We start from the raw sequence: 12,882 nt of genomic DNA, 5'->3' as shown, positions 1-12,882 counted from the left end.
CCTCGGGCGTTTTTGTTCCCCGAACCAATGCCAACAAAGCGGAGACCATTTCCGCTCTGCCCGCCCGCAGGGCTCTGATCAGCCATGATGTGGGCATGCCCGCAGATCGCATGCTCCCCTCGCCCGAGGCGGCGGACGTCGTCGCGCTCGCCCGCGACCTGGCCCGCCGCGAGCTGGCGCCGCGCGCCGCGCCCGCGGAGGAGGCCGGCCTGTTCCCGCGCGAGATCTTCCGGATGCTGGGCCGCGCCGGGCTGCTCGGCCTGCCCTACCCGCCCGACCTCGGCGGCGGCGGACAGCCGTACGAGGTGTACCTCCAGGTGCTGGAGGAGATCGCGGCGGTGTGGGCGTCGGTCGCGGTGGGGGTCGGCGTGCACACGCTGTCGTGCTTCCCGCTGTACGCCTGCGGCACCGACGTGCAGCGCAAGCAGCTGCCGGAGCTGCTGGAGGGCGACCTGCTCGGCGGGTACGCGCTGGCGGAGGAGCACGCCGGGCCGGACGCGGCGGACCTCAGCACCCTCGCCGTCCCGGACGGCGACGGCTACCGGATCACCGGCACCAAGACCTGGATCACGCACGGCGGCGAGGCCGACTTCTACGTGCTGTTCGCCCGCACCGCCGGCGGCCCGGGCGGCCTCACCTGCTTCCTCATCGAGGGGCGCATGGACGGCCTGGCGTTCGGGGCGCCGGAGCGCAAGATGGCGCTCACCGCGTCCACGACGGCGCGGCTGCACTTCGACGGCGCGTGGGTGCCGGTCGACTGGCGGATCTCCGACGAGGGCTGCGGCTACCCGATCGCGGCGGCGGCGCTGGAGGCGGGGCGGCTCGGCATCGCCGCGTGCGCCGTCGGCCTCGCGCAGGGCGCGCTGGACCACGCCGTCCGGTACGCGGCGCGGCGCGGCCAGTTCGGCCGCCCGGTGATCGCCAACCAGGGGATCGCGTTCCTGCTGGCCGACATGGCCGCCGCCGTGGAGACGGCCCGTGCCGGGTACCTGGAGGCCGCCCGCCGCAAGGACCGGGGGCTGCCGTTCGCGCGGCAGGCGTCGATCGCCAAGCTCGCCGCGACCGACGCGGCGATGAAGGTGACGGCGGACGCGGTGCAGGTGCTCGGCGGCGCGGGCTACACCCGCGACCACCCGGTGGAACGGTACATGCGGGAGGCGAAGGTCATGCAGATCTTCGAGGGCGCCAACCAGGTCCAGCGGATGGTGATCGGCCGCCACCTCGCCCGCGACGCCGGCTACGCCTGCTGACCCGCGCCTGACGGTCTCAGCTCGGCACCGCGGGGCGGCGGTCCCGTCCCGCGGCGCCGAGCCGCGCCCGCTGGTCGGCGCGGCTGCGCCGGGTCAGGGTGAGGACGAACCCGGCCGCGGCGGCCACGCAGGCGGCGAGGGCCCCGAGGAACGCCAGGCCGACGTAGAAGTCGGCGGTGCCGTCCGGCGCCATCAGCAGCGGCCCGTCGGTGCCCCGGCAGGTCAGCACGGCCGCCCCGGACACCGGCGCCGTCAGCGAGGCGGTGTAGCGGCGGCCCGGGCGCTCGTCGGCGCTCCAGGAGTCCTTGCGGGTCAGCCGGACGGGGCTGCGCCTGCCGTCGTGAACGACGGCGCACCCGAACGGCGTCGACCCGTCCCGCCGCACGTAGAGGAAGTACGTGCGGCCCTCCTCCAGCCGGACCGGGAGCCCGGCCGCCGCGTCGCCGGTCACGGCGGGCCCGGCGGCGGCGCCGGCGTCGTCGCGGGTCAGCGCCAGCGCGGTGAGCAGGCCCGCGGCGGCCAGCACGACCAGCGCGACCGGCACCGCGTACCAGCCCGCGGCGGGCCGGACGGGCGGCGGGCCGCAGGACGGTACGGGCGGCGCCGGCCCGTCCGGAACGTTCACTCGCGGCCACATCCCGGTCCCCCCGATCCGAAAACGCCACCGTGTCGTGCCGCCACGATCCCAGACCATGGACCCGCACGTCAGGGACTTCGCGAGGGCGCGGAGGTGTCGTCCGGTCGCGAGCGGTTACCTTACTAGGTAGTAGCAATCTTGGAGGTGGCATGGCCCTCAGGGACCGCCTGCCCGGCCCGCCGATCCGGGTGCGCCGCCCGCGCGGGCTGCCCCGCGCGCCGCTGCCGCGCTACACGGTCGAGCGGGACCTGCCGGTGACCATGCCGGACGGCGTGACGCTGCTCGCCGACCGGTACGTCCCGGTGGGCGTGCCGCGGCCGCCCACCATCCTGGTCCGCACGCCCTACGGGCGGCGCGGTCCCGCCGCACTGGCGAACGGCCTGCCGTTCGTCCCGTTCGGGTTCCAGCTGGTCGTCCAGAGCGCGCGCGGGACCTTCGGGTCCGGAGGCGAGTTCGACCCGCTCGGCAGCGAACGCGACGACGGCCTCGCCACCGTCGCGTGGCTGAAGGAGCAGCCGTGGTTCGGCGGGACGTTCGCGACCTACGGCGCCAGCTACCTCGGCTACTCCGCCTGGGCGATCGCCGCCGAGGCCGGCCCGGAGCTGAAGGCGATGTCGCTGCAGATCACCGCGTCGTCGTTCCGGGACGCCGCCTACGTCGGCGGGTCGTTCGCGCTGGAGTCCACGCTCACCTGGACCGACCTCACCCACCGGCAGCAGCAGCCGCTCGGGCTGCTCACCGCGACGCTGCTGTCGCGCCGCCGCGCCGTCCGCGCCGCCCGCTCCGGCCTGCCCCTCGGCGAGCTGGACGTGGCGACCGGCGGCGAGCAGATGCGCTTCTACCAGGACCTGCTCACCAACCACGGCACGGACGCGGGCTACTGGGACGGCCGCGACTTCAGCGGCACCGTCGGGCAGGTCGAGGCGCCCGCGACGCTGCTCGGCGGCTGGTACGACGTGTTCCTGCCCTGGGAGCTCAAGGACTACCTGGCGCTGCGCTCCGCCGGGCACCGGCCCTACCTCACCATCGGCCCCTGGTGGCACACCGACGCCCGGCACGGCCTCGTGTCGTTCCGCGAGACGCTCGCCTGGTTCCGCGCGCACCTGCGCGGCGACCCGTCCGGGCTGCGCGCCGAGCCCGTCCGGCTGTACGTCACCGGCGCCCGCGAATGGCGGCACTACAACGACTGGCCGCCGCCCGGCATGCGGCAGGAGCGCTGGCACCTGCACCCCGGCGGCGGCCTCGGCACCGGCGGCCCCCGCCCGTCCTCCCCCAGCGCCTACCGGTTCGACCCGGCCCGTCCCACGCCCGCGCTCGGCGGGCCGACCCTGCTCGGCAGCTCCCGCCCCGTCGACAACCGGCCGCTGGAGCGCCGCCCGGACGTGCTGGTGTTCACCTCGCCGCCGCTCGCCGAGCCGCTCGACGTGATCGGCCCGGTCGGCGCCGACCTGTTCGTCCGCTCCGACCGCGAGCACACCGACTTCGTCGTCCGGCTCTGCGACGTCGCGCCGGACGGGACGTCCCGCAACGTCTGCGAGGGCGGCCTGCGGCTCCCGGCGTTCGCCGAGAAGCCGGTCGGCACGTCCGGCGTCCGCCGCATCGCGGTCGACCTGTGGCCGACGGGGCACCGGTTCGCGCGCGGCCACCGCGTCCGCGTGCACGTGGCCAGCGGCGCGCACCCGAAGGTCGCCGCGAACCCCGGCACCGGCGAGCCGCTCGCCACCGCCCGCCGCATGGTCCCGGCCGACCAGGAGGTCTTCCACGATCCGGACCACCCGTCCGCGATCGTCCTCCCGGTCGCCGCCGCGTCCCCCGAGGCCGTCACCCCGGCCCCCGGCGAGGACCCCGCCTAGGGCGTCAGAGCCGGTCGGCGACCACCTTGGCGAAGCGGGCCTCGCTGCCGGGGGCGAGTTCGAGGTAGAGGGCGGGCTCGATGAGTTCGAGCTCGATCAGCACCGGCGCGCCGGCCGGGCCGGGGACCAGGTCGACGCGGGCGTAGAGGAGGTCGCCGCCGCCCGGGACGGCGGCGAGGACGCGGTGCGCGAGGTCCAGTTCGGCGTCGGTCGCGGTGGTGGCGGTGACCTTGCCGCGGGTCTCGCCGAGGCCGGTGAGGCCCTCGATGCCCGCGCCGGGGTTGAGGACGCGCGCCTTGCGGCCGGCGTGGCTGTACTCGCCGCCGATGAACACCAGGGCGGCCTCGCCCGCGGTGTCGACGGCCCCCAGGTACGGCTGGAGCATCACGGTGCGGCCGGCGTCGCGGAGGTCGCGCAGGTGGGCGCGGGCGGCGTCCTCCTCGCCGGGGCCCCAGCGGGCGGTGTCGCGGGAGCCGGACGAGACCGACGGCTTCAGCACGTACTCGGGCCAGTCGGCGGGGATGTCGTCGGGGTCCCAGCGGGTCGGGACGACGGGCAGGCCCGCGGCCTCCAGGTCGCGCAGGTAGCGCTTGTCGCTGTTCCAGCGCAGCACGTCCGCCGCGTTGAGGACGCGCGGCAGGCCCTGCGCCCAGGCGACGAACGCCTCGCGCCGGTCGGTGTAGTCCCAGGGGGAGCGGACGACGACGAGGTCGTAGCGGGACCAGTCGACGGCCGGGTCGTCCCAGACGGCGATGTCGGCGGCGACGCCGAGGCCGGCGAGGGCGGCGGCGAGCATGCGCGCGTCGTCGCTGCCCTCGGGCAGCCAGGAGCAGGTGGCGAGGGCGCAGCGGGGTGAGGCTGTCACGGGGGTCCTTCTCGGGGCGGGGGGTGGATCAGCGGAGGCGGATCGGCGGGGGGCGGATCGGCGGACGCCGGGTCAGCGGACGGGCTCGCCCGCGGCGCGCAGCGCGTCCTTCACCTCGGAGATCGTCATCTCGCCGAAGTGGAAGACGCTGGCGGCGAGCACCGCGTCGGCGCCTGCGGCCACGGCCGGGGCGAAGTGCCCGACGGCGCCCGCGCCGCCGCTGGCGATGACGGGCACGGTGACGGCCGCGCGGACGCGGCGCAGCATGTCCAGGTCGAAGCCGGCCTTGGTGCCGTCGGCGTCCATCGAGTTCAGCAGGATCTCGCCGACGCCGAGCTCCTGGCCGCGCCGCGCCCACTCGACGGCGTCGATGCCGGTGCCCTTGCGGCCGCCATGCGTGGTGACCTCGAACCCGGACTCGGTGCCCTGCCCGTTCGGAAGCACGGCGCGGCGGGCGTCGACGGACAGCACGACGCACTGCGACCCGAAGCGGTGCGCGGCCTCGCGCAGGAACTCCGGACGCGCGATCGCCGCGGTGTTGATCGACACCTTGTCGGCGCCCGCGCGCAGCAGCCGGTCGACGTCCTCGACGGTGCGGACGCCGCCGCCGACCGTCAGCGGGATGAACACCTGCTCGGCGGTGCGGCGCACCACGTCATAGGTGGTGGAGCGATCGCCGCTGGACGCGGTGATGTCCAGGAACGTCAGCTCGTCGGCGCCTTCGGCGTCGTAGCGGCGGGCCAGCTCGACGGGGTCGCCGGCGTCCCGCAGGTTCTGGAAGTTGACGCCCTTGACCACGCGCCCGGCGTCCACGTCCAGGCACGGGATGACCCGTACGGCGACGGTCACTTCACCGCCTCCAGGGCTTCTTCCAGCGTGAACGCCTGCGCGTACAGCGCCTTGCCGACGATCGCGCCCTCGACGCCCACCTCGACGAGCTTGGCGAGTTCGCGCAGGTCGTCGAGGGAGGAGACGCCGCCGGACGCCACGACGGGCTTGTCGGTGCGCGAGCACACCTCGCGCAGCAGCTCGGTGTTGGGGCCGCGGAGCGTGCCGTCCTTGGTGACGTCGGTGACGACGTAGCGGGGGCAGCCGTCGGCCTCCAGCCGGGCGAGGACCTCCCACAGGTCGCCGCCCTCGCGCGTCCAGCCGCGCGCGGCGAGCGTGGTGCCGCGCACGTCCAGGCCGACCGCGATCTTGTCGCCGTGCGAAGCGATGATCTTGCGGCACCAGTCCGGATCCTCCAGCGCGGCGGTGCCGATGTTCACCCGCGCGCAGCCGGTCGACAGCGCCGCCTCCAGCGACGCGTCGTCGCGGATGCCGCCCGACAGCTCCACCTTCACGTCCAGCCGCCCGGTCACCTCGGCGAGCAGCTCCCGGTTGGACCCGCGCCCGAACGCGGCGTCCAGGTCGACCAGATGGATCCACTCCGCACCCGCGTCCTGCCAGGCCAGCGCGGCCTCGAGGGGCGCGCCGTAGGAGGTCTCGGTGCCGGCCTCGCCCTGCACCAGGCGGACCGCCCGGCCGTCGGCGACGTCAACGGCGGGAAGGAGCGTCAGAGTCATGCGGAAACCCCATCGATACAGGTCAGGAGAGGGTGGACAGCCAGTTGCGCAGGAGCAGCGCCCCCGCGTCGCCGGATTTCTCCGGATGGAACTGGGTCGCGCACAGCGGGCCGTTCTCGACCGCCGCGACGAACCGGTCGCCGTGCTCGGCCCAGGTGACCAGCGGCGGCTCGATCGTGCCGGTCGGGTCGGGCGCCAGCTCCCAGCGGCGCGCCGCGTAGGAGTGGACGAAGTAGAACCGCGCGTCCTGGAGCCCCCGGAACAGGACGGACCCGTCCGGGACGTCCACGGTGTTCCAGCCCATGTGCGGGACGACCGGCGCTTCGAGCCCGTCGACCGTGCCGGGCCACTCGTCGCAGCCCTCGGTGGTGACGCCGTGCTCGATGCCCTTGGAGAACAGGATCTGCATGCCGACGCAGATGCCGAGGACCGGCAGGCCCCCCGCGAGGCGGCGGCCGATGATCTGCTCGCCGCGCACCTCCCGCAGCCCCTTCATGCAGGCCGCGAACGCGCCGACGCCCGGGACGACCAGGCCGTCGGCGGCGAGCGCGGCGTCCCAGTCGGCGGTGACGGTCACGTCCGCGCCCGCGCGGGCGACGGCGCGCTCGGCCGAGCGCAGGTTGCCCGACCCGTAGTCGAGCACGACCACGTTCGGGCTCACAGCCACATCACTCCCCCGGCGAACGCCAGCCCCGCCAGGCACAGCACGATCAGCGCCGCGACCTTCAGGCCCTGCTTGACGAAGCTGTAGACGCCGGCGAGCAGGAACGCCGCGACCGCGAAGATGGCGACGTTGCCGAAGGTGAAGTGCAACCCACCGATGTCCACGGCTACAGCGCTCCCTTGGTGGACGGGATCCCGTGCACCTTCGGGTCGAACGCCACGGCGTCGCGCAGCGCGCGCGCCAGCGCCTTGAACTGCGCCTCGACGATGTGGTGCGCGTTGCGCCCGTACGGAACGTGGACGTGCAGCGCGATCTGCGCGTTCGACACGAACGACTCGAAGACGTGCCGGGTCATCGTGGTGTCGTACTCGGGGCCGATCATCGGCGCCATGCCCTCGGGCTCGACGTGCACCAGGTAGGGGCGGCCCGACACGTCCACGGTGACCTGCGCGAGCGCCTCGTCCAGCGGGATGGACGCGTCGGCGAAGCGGCGGATGCCCGCCTTGTCGCCGAGCGCCTCGCGGAACGCCTGGCCGAGCGCGATCGCGGTGTCCTCGATCGTGTGGTGGCTGTCGATGTGCAGGTCGCCGGCCGTCTTGACGGTCAGGTCGAACGACCCGTGCTTGCCGAGCTGGGCCAGCATGTGGTCGAAGAACCCCACGCCGGTCGCCACGTCGACCTGGCCGGTCCCGTCCAGGTCGATCTCGACGAGGACCTGGGTCTCCTTGGTCCCGCGCTCGACCTTTCCCTTGCGCGTCACACGCTCTCCTTCAATGCAGTGCGGAAGGCGGCCATCTCCCCGGGGGCGCCGACGCTCACCCGCAGCCACTCGGGCGGGCCCACCTCCCGGATCAGCACGCCGCGCTCCAGCAGGGCCTCCCAGACCTTCCGGCGGTCCGGGAACGTCCCGAACAGGACGAAGTTGGCGTCGGAGTCGGCCACCCGGTACCCCTCGGCGCGCAGCCACGCGACCAGGTCGTCGCGCTCGCGGCGGAGCGCCTCGACGCCGCCGAGGAGCTCCTCGCCGTGCGCGAGGGCGGTGCGCGCCACCGCCTGGGTGACGGCCGACAGGTGGTAGGGCAGCCGGACCAGCAGCAGCGCCTCGATCACGGCCGGGCCGGCGGCGAGATAGCCGAGCCGGGTGCCCGCCATCGCGAACGCCTTCGACATCGTCCGGGTGACGATCAGCCTCGGGTGCCCGTCGAGCAGCGTCAGCGCCGACGGCGTGCCCGCGCGGCGGAACTCGCCGTAGGCCTCGTCGACCACGACCATGCCCGGCGCCGCGTCGAGGACCGCCTCGATCGCCGTCAGCGGCAGCGCGGTGCCGGTCGGGTTGTTCGGCGAGGTGAGGAACACGATGTCGGGCCGGTGCTCCTCGACCGCTTCGATCGCGCGGGCCGGCTCCAGGCCGAAGTCCTCGTCGCGGAACGCGTTGATCCAGCCGGTGCCGGACACCCCGGTGATGATCGGGTGCATCGAGTAGGACGGCTCGAAGCCGAGCGCGGTGCGCCCCGTCCCGCCGAACGCCTGCAGGATCTGCTGGATGATCTCGTTGGAGCCGTTCGCCGCCCACACCCGATCGGCGGCGAGGCCGATGCCGGGCGTGTCGGTGTTCAGGAACGCGGCGAGGCCCTCGCGGAGCGCGACGGCGTCGCGGTCGGGGTAGCGGTTCAGCGACCCGGCGACGTCCATGACGGCCTCGCCGAGCGCCTTCACCAGCCGCTCCGACGGCGGGTAGGGGTTCTCGTTGGTGTTCAGCGCGTACGGCACGTCCAGCTGCGGCGCGCCATAGGGCTCCCTGCCGCGCAGGTCGTCCCGCAGCGGCAGGTCGTTCAGCGAAGTCACGAAGGGATCTCCCAGTCGAAGCGGGCCTTCAGGGCGGCCCCGTGCGCGGGCAGGTCCTCGGCCTCGGCGAGCGCGACGACGCGCCCGGTGGCCTCGGCGAGGGCGTCGCGGTCGTACTCGACGACATGGACGCCGCGCAGGAACGACTGCACCGACAGCCCGGACGAGTGGCACGCGCACCCGCCGGTCGGCAGCACGTGGTTGGACCCGGCGAGGTAGTCGCCGAGCGACACCGGCGCGTACGGGCCGACGAAGATCGCGCCGGCGTTGCGGACGCGGGCGGCGACGGCGGGCGCGCCGGCGGTGTGGATCTCCAGGTGCTCGGCGGCGTAGGCGTCGACGACCTTCAGGCCGTCGTCGATCCCGTCGACCAGCACGATGCCGGACTGCCGCCCGGCGAGCGCCTCGGTGATCCGCTCGGTGTGCCTGGTGCGCGCGACCTGCGCCTTCAGCTCCCGCTCGACCTCGTCGGCGAGCCGCACCGAGTCGGTGACCAGGACGGCGGCGGCGAGCGTGTCGTGCTCGGCCTGGCTGATCAGGTCGGCGGCGACGTCCACGGCGTTCGCGGTGTCGTCGGCGAGGATCGCGATCTCGGTCGGGCCGGCCTCGGCGTCGATGCCGATCACGCCCTTGAGCAGCCGCTTCGCGGCGGCGACGTACACGTTGCCGGGCCCGGTGACCAGGTCGGCGCGGGGGCACTCGTCGGTGCCGTAGGCGAACATGGCGATCGCCTGCGCGCCGCCGACGGCGTACACCTCCTCGACGCCGAGCAGCGCGCACGCCGCCAGGATCGTCGGGTGCGGCAGGCCGCCGAAGTCCTTCTGCGCGGGCGAGGTGACGGCGAGGGAGCCGACGCCGGCCTCCTGCGCGGGCACGACGTTCATGACCACGCTGGACGGGTACACGGCGCGGCCGCCCGGCACGTACAGGCCGACGCGGCCGACCGGGATCCACCGCTCGGTGACGGTGCCGCCCGGCACGACCCGCGTGGTCGTGTCGGTGCGGCGCTGGTCGCGGTGCACGGCGCGGGCGCGGCGGATGCTCTCCTCCAGCGCCTCGCGGACGGCGGCGTCGAGCCCGGCGAGGGCCTGGTGGACGGCCCGGACCGGGACCCGCGTGCTCTCCAGCTCGACCCCGTCGAACGCCTTCGTGTGCTCCCGTACCGCCTGCGAGCCCCTATGGCGCACGTCCTCGCAGATCGGCCGCACCTTGTCCAGGGCGGCCTCGACGTCGAAGTCGGCGCGGGGCAGCACGGAGCGCAGGTCGCCGGGAAGCGAGCCGCGCAGGTCGATACGGGAAATCACGCGCCCAGTCTACGGAGTGGCCCCGGTCCCTCGCGCACCGTCTCAGGTGCCGAGACGCCCGTGTCGCCCGGGTCAGGGGACGTGCCGCGGGTCACACCCGCAGCGTCCCGTCCAGCACGGTCACCGCCGTACCGGACAGGACCACGCGGTCGCCGCGCAGCGCCGTCCGGACGTACCCGCCGCGCTCGGACGCCTGGTAGCCGGTCAGCTCGCAGCGGCCGAGCCGCTCCGCCCAGAACGGGGCGAGCGCGCAGTGCGCCGACCCGGTCACCGGGTCCTCGCCGTCGCCGAGCAGGATCCGCGCGCCGAAGAACCGCGACACGAAGTCGTGCGGGCCGCCGGCGCCCTCGGCGCGCCGGGCCGTGACGATCACGCCGCGCGCGTCGACCCGGCCGAGCGCCGCCATGTCGGGCGCGAGGCCGCGCACCGCGTCCTCGTCCGCCAGCTCGGCGATCAGGTCGTTCTGCGCGTTGCGGCCCGTCCAGCGGACCTCGGCGCCGAGCGCCTCGGCGAGCCCCTCGGGGGCCTCGGCGGGCTCGGGCGGGCAGGCGGGGAAGTCCATCGCGAGGCCGTCCCCGTCCCGGGTGACGGTGAGGACGCCGCTCTTCAGCGTGCGGAACCGGATGGGGCGGCCGGCGGGGACCGTCCCGGTGTCGTACAGGGCGTGCGCGGCGGCCATCGTGGCGTGCCCGCACAGCGCCACCTCGACCAGCGGCGTGAACCAGCGCAGCTCGAAGTCGGCGCCGGGCTCGTCGACCGGCCGGACGAACGCCGTCTCCGAGTGCTTCATCTCGGCGGCGACCCGCTGCATCCAGGCCGGGTCGGGCTCCGCGCCGGTACCGCCGTCCAGCAGGCAGACCCCGGCCGGGTTGCCGGCGAACGGGCGGTCGGTGAAGGCGTCCACGACGAGCATCCTCATGCCCGCGACGCTACCCGCGGCGCCGCCGCGGACGGCACGGCCAATCGGACGGAAGTGGCCCGCGGCCCCCAGACTGGACGACGGCGTGACACTCGCTTCACACTGTGAGAAATCACCCCTTACCAAGATCATCAAGACGGGCGTAGGCTGGCGCGGGAGGGCGTCCCCGGGCCGGCGCGGGAAAGAGGCGACATGACGGAGCGGCTCCCCCTGTTCCCGCTGGGCACCGTGCTGTTCCCCGGCCTGGTGCTCCCGCTGCACCTGTTCGAGGAGCGGTACCGGCGGCTCATCGGCGACCTGCTCGAACGGCCCGAGCCGCGCGGCTTCGGCGTGGTCGGCATCGAGCTCGGCCACGAGGTCGGCGAGGACGCCGCGCGCCGCCTCGCCGGGGTCGGCTGCCTGGCCGAGCTGCGCGAGGCGCACCGCCACCCGGACGGCCGCTACGACATCGTCACCACCGGCACGCGCCGCTTCCGGGTCAAGGAGCTTGACCGGTCCCGCCCCTACCTGCGGGGCGAGGTCGAGTTCCTGCCGGAGGAGCCCGGCGCCGGCCCCGAACCCGCCGCGCGCCGCGTCCGGCGGCTGTTCCGGCTCTACCGGGAGCGGCTGACGGCCGCCGGCGCCGGGCCCGTCGACGACCCGGAGCTGCCGGACGACCCGGTCGCCCTCTCCTACCTGATCGCCGCGTCGGTCGTGCTGGACGGGCACGACAAGCAGCGGCTGCTGGAGTGCGAGGACGCGGCGCTGCGGCTGGCGGCCGAGCGCGAGCTGCTGGTCCGGGAGAACCGGATCCTGGACGCGCTGCCGATGATCCCCGCCGGCCAGTTCCTCGACGGCTCGTTCACCCTGAACTGACCGGGTTCCGGCACGGAGCGCCAGGGCGCGGGGGCGGAGATCACGGCAGACTGTCCCCATGGGCAAGCAGGCGGGCGGCGGCAAGGCGGGCGGCAAGGGCACGCCCGCCACGGTCGCCGCGACCAAGGCCGGGATCGCGTTCACGCTGCACTCCTACGAGCCGGACCCGGCCGCCGAGTCCTACGGGGAGGCGGCGGCCGACGCGCTCGGCGTCCCGCACGACCGGATCTTCAAGACGCTGCTGGCCGAGGTGGACGGGCGGCTGACCGTCGGGGTGGTGCCGGTGTCGGGGACGCTGGACCTGAAGGCGCTGGCCGCGGCGGCGGGCGGCAAGAAGGCGGCGATGGCGCAGCCGCGCGACGCCGAGCGCGCGACCGGCTACGTGGTCGGCGGCATCAGCCCGCTCGGGCAGCGCAGGCGGCTGCCGACGGTGATCGACGACTCGGTGTCAGCGCTCGCGACCGTCTACGTCTCGGCCGGTCGGCGCGGACTGCAGATCGAGCTCGTCCCCGCCGACCTCGTCGCCCTCACCGGAGCCGCCCTCGCCCCGATCGCCCGGGGGTAGCCGGCGGAACACCACCTCCAGCAGCCCGTAGGCGGCGACCGCGACCACCGGCCAGAACATCAGCACGCCCTTGGCGCCCAGGTCCGCGACGCCGGTGACGGTGGCGCCGTCGCGGGCGTGCCGGACGACGTCGTGGAAGTGGCCGAGCCCGACCAGGTGCCCGGTCCGCCAGGCGAGCAGGGACGCGGCGACGCCGCCGGCGGCGAGCCCGAGGATCAGCGCGATGTCGTTGCGGCGGCCGCGCGCGGCATAGGCGACGGCGCCGCACAGCAACCCCGCGACCAGGCCGATCAGCGCGAACCTGCCGTCGATCCCGATCGGGCCCTCGCCTTCCGGATCGGCGATCAGAGGCTCACCCTGGATGATCAGATAGCTGACCCGGGGGATGGTGTTGGCCCACAGGAGCCCCGCGAGCGGCCCCAGCACCGTCACGATGGCGGTGGTGACCAGCCAGGTGGTCAACTGCCTCCCGGTCGGTCGCCGCACTGCGTACGCTCCTAGATGGAAGTGTCCTCTGACAGCGAAAGCCTAGCCTGCCCAGGTCAGCCGATCGACAATCG

General features: G+C 74.7%; 15 protein-coding genes. 4 read left to right on the top strand and 11 right to left on the bottom strand.

Features of this window, described 5'->3' with window-relative positions; all coding sequences use genetic code 11:
* Window positions 1-95: 95 nt before the first annotated feature.
* Window positions 96-1,250 (top strand): acyl-CoA dehydrogenase family protein, encoded by a 1,155-nt coding sequence (locus tag J4709_RS50935; protein ID WP_208252751.1) that lies wholly within the window; start codon window positions 96-98, stop codon window positions 1,248-1,250.
* Window positions 1,251-1,266: 16 nt separating this feature from the next.
* Here J4709_RS50935 and J4709_RS50930 read toward each other — a convergent pair whose 3' ends face one another.
* On the bottom strand, window positions 1,267-1,875 hold the full coding sequence (locus J4709_RS50930; RefSeq protein WP_208252750.1) for a hypothetical protein: 609 nt from the start codon (window positions 1,873-1,875) through the stop codon (window positions 1,267-1,269).
* 161 nt (window positions 1,876-2,036) lie between these two features.
* On the opposite strand from J4709_RS50930, the gene J4709_RS50925 reads away from it, so the two are divergent.
* Complete coding sequence (locus J4709_RS50925; RefSeq protein WP_208252749.1) at window positions 2,037-3,740, top strand: CocE/NonD family hydrolase; 1,704 nt, start codon at window positions 2,037-2,039, stop codon at window positions 3,738-3,740.
* A gap of 4 nt (window positions 3,741-3,744) precedes the next feature.
* Here J4709_RS50925 and J4709_RS50920 read toward each other — a convergent pair whose 3' ends face one another.
* The 9 genes from J4709_RS50920 to J4709_RS50880 form a co-directional block, all read right to left on the bottom strand.
* Window positions 3,745-4,605 (bottom strand): ATP-grasp domain-containing protein, encoded by an 861-nt coding sequence (locus J4709_RS50920; RefSeq protein WP_208252748.1) that lies wholly within the window; start codon window positions 4,603-4,605, stop codon window positions 3,745-3,747.
* Window positions 4,606-4,677: 72 nt separating this feature from the next.
* Window positions 4,678-5,454, bottom strand: a complete 777-nt coding sequence (gene hisF, locus J4709_RS50915; protein WP_208252747.1) for an imidazole glycerol phosphate synthase subunit HisF — start codon at window positions 5,452-5,454, stop codon at window positions 4,678-4,680.
* Window positions 5,451-6,170: a bifunctional 1-(5-phosphoribosyl)-5-((5-phosphoribosylamino)methylideneamino)imidazole-4-carboxamide isomerase/phosphoribosylanthranilate isomerase PriA gene (gene priA, locus J4709_RS50910; RefSeq protein ID WP_208252746.1), complete on the bottom strand. Its 720-nt coding sequence runs from the start codon at window positions 6,168-6,170 to the stop codon at window positions 5,451-5,453. The genes hisF and priA overlap by 4 nt, the downstream gene beginning before the upstream one ends.
* Before the next feature lie 22 nt (window positions 6,171-6,192).
* Window positions 6,193-6,831: an imidazole glycerol phosphate synthase subunit HisH gene (gene hisH / locus J4709_RS50905; RefSeq protein ID WP_208252745.1), complete on the bottom strand. Its 639-nt coding sequence runs from the start codon at window positions 6,829-6,831 to the stop codon at window positions 6,193-6,195.
* A complete protein-coding gene (locus tag J4709_RS50900; RefSeq protein ID WP_208252744.1) occupies window positions 6,828-6,998 on the bottom strand; it encodes a CG2302 family histidine operon protein in 171 nt (56 codons plus the stop codon). Before J4709_RS50900 ends, hisH begins: the two co-directional genes overlap by 4 nt.
* A gap of 2 nt (window positions 6,999-7,000) precedes the next feature.
* Window positions 7,001-7,594, bottom strand: a complete 594-nt coding sequence (gene hisB / locus J4709_RS50895; RefSeq protein WP_208252743.1) for an imidazoleglycerol-phosphate dehydratase HisB — start codon at window positions 7,592-7,594, stop codon at window positions 7,001-7,003.
* On the bottom strand, window positions 7,591-8,679 hold the full coding sequence (locus J4709_RS50890; protein ID WP_208252742.1) for a histidinol-phosphate transaminase: 1,089 nt from the start codon (window positions 8,677-8,679) through the stop codon (window positions 7,591-7,593). The genes hisB and J4709_RS50890 overlap by 4 nt, the downstream gene beginning before the upstream one ends.
* Window positions 8,676-9,983, bottom strand: a complete 1,308-nt coding sequence (hisD, locus tag J4709_RS50885) for a histidinol dehydrogenase (RefSeq protein ID WP_208252741.1) — start codon at window positions 9,981-9,983, stop codon at window positions 8,676-8,678. The genes J4709_RS50890 and hisD overlap by 4 nt, the downstream gene beginning before the upstream one ends.
* Window positions 9,984-10,074: 91 nt before the next feature.
* Complete coding sequence (locus J4709_RS50880; protein WP_208252740.1) at window positions 10,075-10,902, bottom strand: PhzF family phenazine biosynthesis protein; 828 nt, start codon at window positions 10,900-10,902, stop codon at window positions 10,075-10,077.
* Window positions 10,903-11,094: 192 nt separating this feature from the next.
* Here J4709_RS50880 and J4709_RS50875 point away from each other — a divergent pair, with 192 nt between their 5' ends.
* Together J4709_RS50875 and ybaK are read left to right on the top strand one after the other, a co-directional pair.
* A complete protein-coding gene (locus tag J4709_RS50875; RefSeq protein ID WP_208252739.1) occupies window positions 11,095-11,757 on the top strand; it encodes an LON peptidase substrate-binding domain-containing protein in 663 nt (220 codons plus the stop codon).
* Window positions 11,758-11,815: 58 nt separating this feature from the next.
* Window positions 11,816-12,322 carry a Cys-tRNA(Pro) deacylase gene (gene ybaK / locus J4709_RS50870; RefSeq protein ID WP_208252738.1) on the top strand — a complete coding sequence of 169 codons (507 nt, stop codon included), beginning with the start codon at window positions 11,816-11,818 and terminating at the stop codon, window positions 12,320-12,322.
* Here ybaK and J4709_RS50865 read toward each other — a convergent pair.
* The gene (locus J4709_RS50865) at window positions 12,206-12,784 is read right to left on the bottom strand and encodes a hypothetical protein (protein ID WP_232385339.1); all 579 of its coding nucleotides are present in this window, start codon (window positions 12,782-12,784) and stop codon (window positions 12,206-12,208) included. The two genes, ybaK and J4709_RS50865, sit on opposite strands and share 117 nt — an antisense overlap.
* Between the last annotated feature and the right edge of the window lie 98 nt (window positions 12,785-12,882).

Origin of the sequence: Actinomadura violacea (assembly GCF_017573465.1) — a bacterium.
Classification (GTDB): domain Bacteria; phylum Actinomycetota; class Actinomycetes; order Streptosporangiales; family Streptosporangiaceae; genus Spirillospora; species Spirillospora violacea.
The sequence above is the reverse complement of the archived record's forward strand: the minus strand, read 5'-3'. Positions and strand labels throughout refer to the sequence as shown.

Coding starts and splice junctions, on each gene's coding strand:
- J4709_RS50875 (WP_208252739.1), top strand. CDS start 11,095: ATGACGGAGCGGCTCCCCCTGTTCCCGCTGGGCACCGTGCTGTTCCCC.
- ybaK (WP_208252738.1), top strand. CDS start 11,816: ATGGGCAAGCAGGCGGGCGGCGGCAAGGCGGGCGGCAAGGGCACGCCC.
- J4709_RS50925 (WP_208252749.1), top strand. CDS start 2,037: ATGGCCCTCAGGGACCGCCTGCCCGGCCCGCCGATCCGGGTGCGCCGC.
- J4709_RS50880 (WP_208252740.1), bottom strand. CDS start 10,902: ATGAGGATGCTCGTCGTGGACGCCTTCACCGACCGCCCGTTCGCCGGC.
- priA (WP_208252746.1), bottom strand. CDS start 6,170: ATGACTCTGACGCTCCTTCCCGCCGTTGACGTCGCCGACGGCCGGGCG.
- J4709_RS50935 (WP_208252751.1), top strand. CDS start 96: ATGCCCGCAGATCGCATGCTCCCCTCGCCCGAGGCGGCGGACGTCGTC.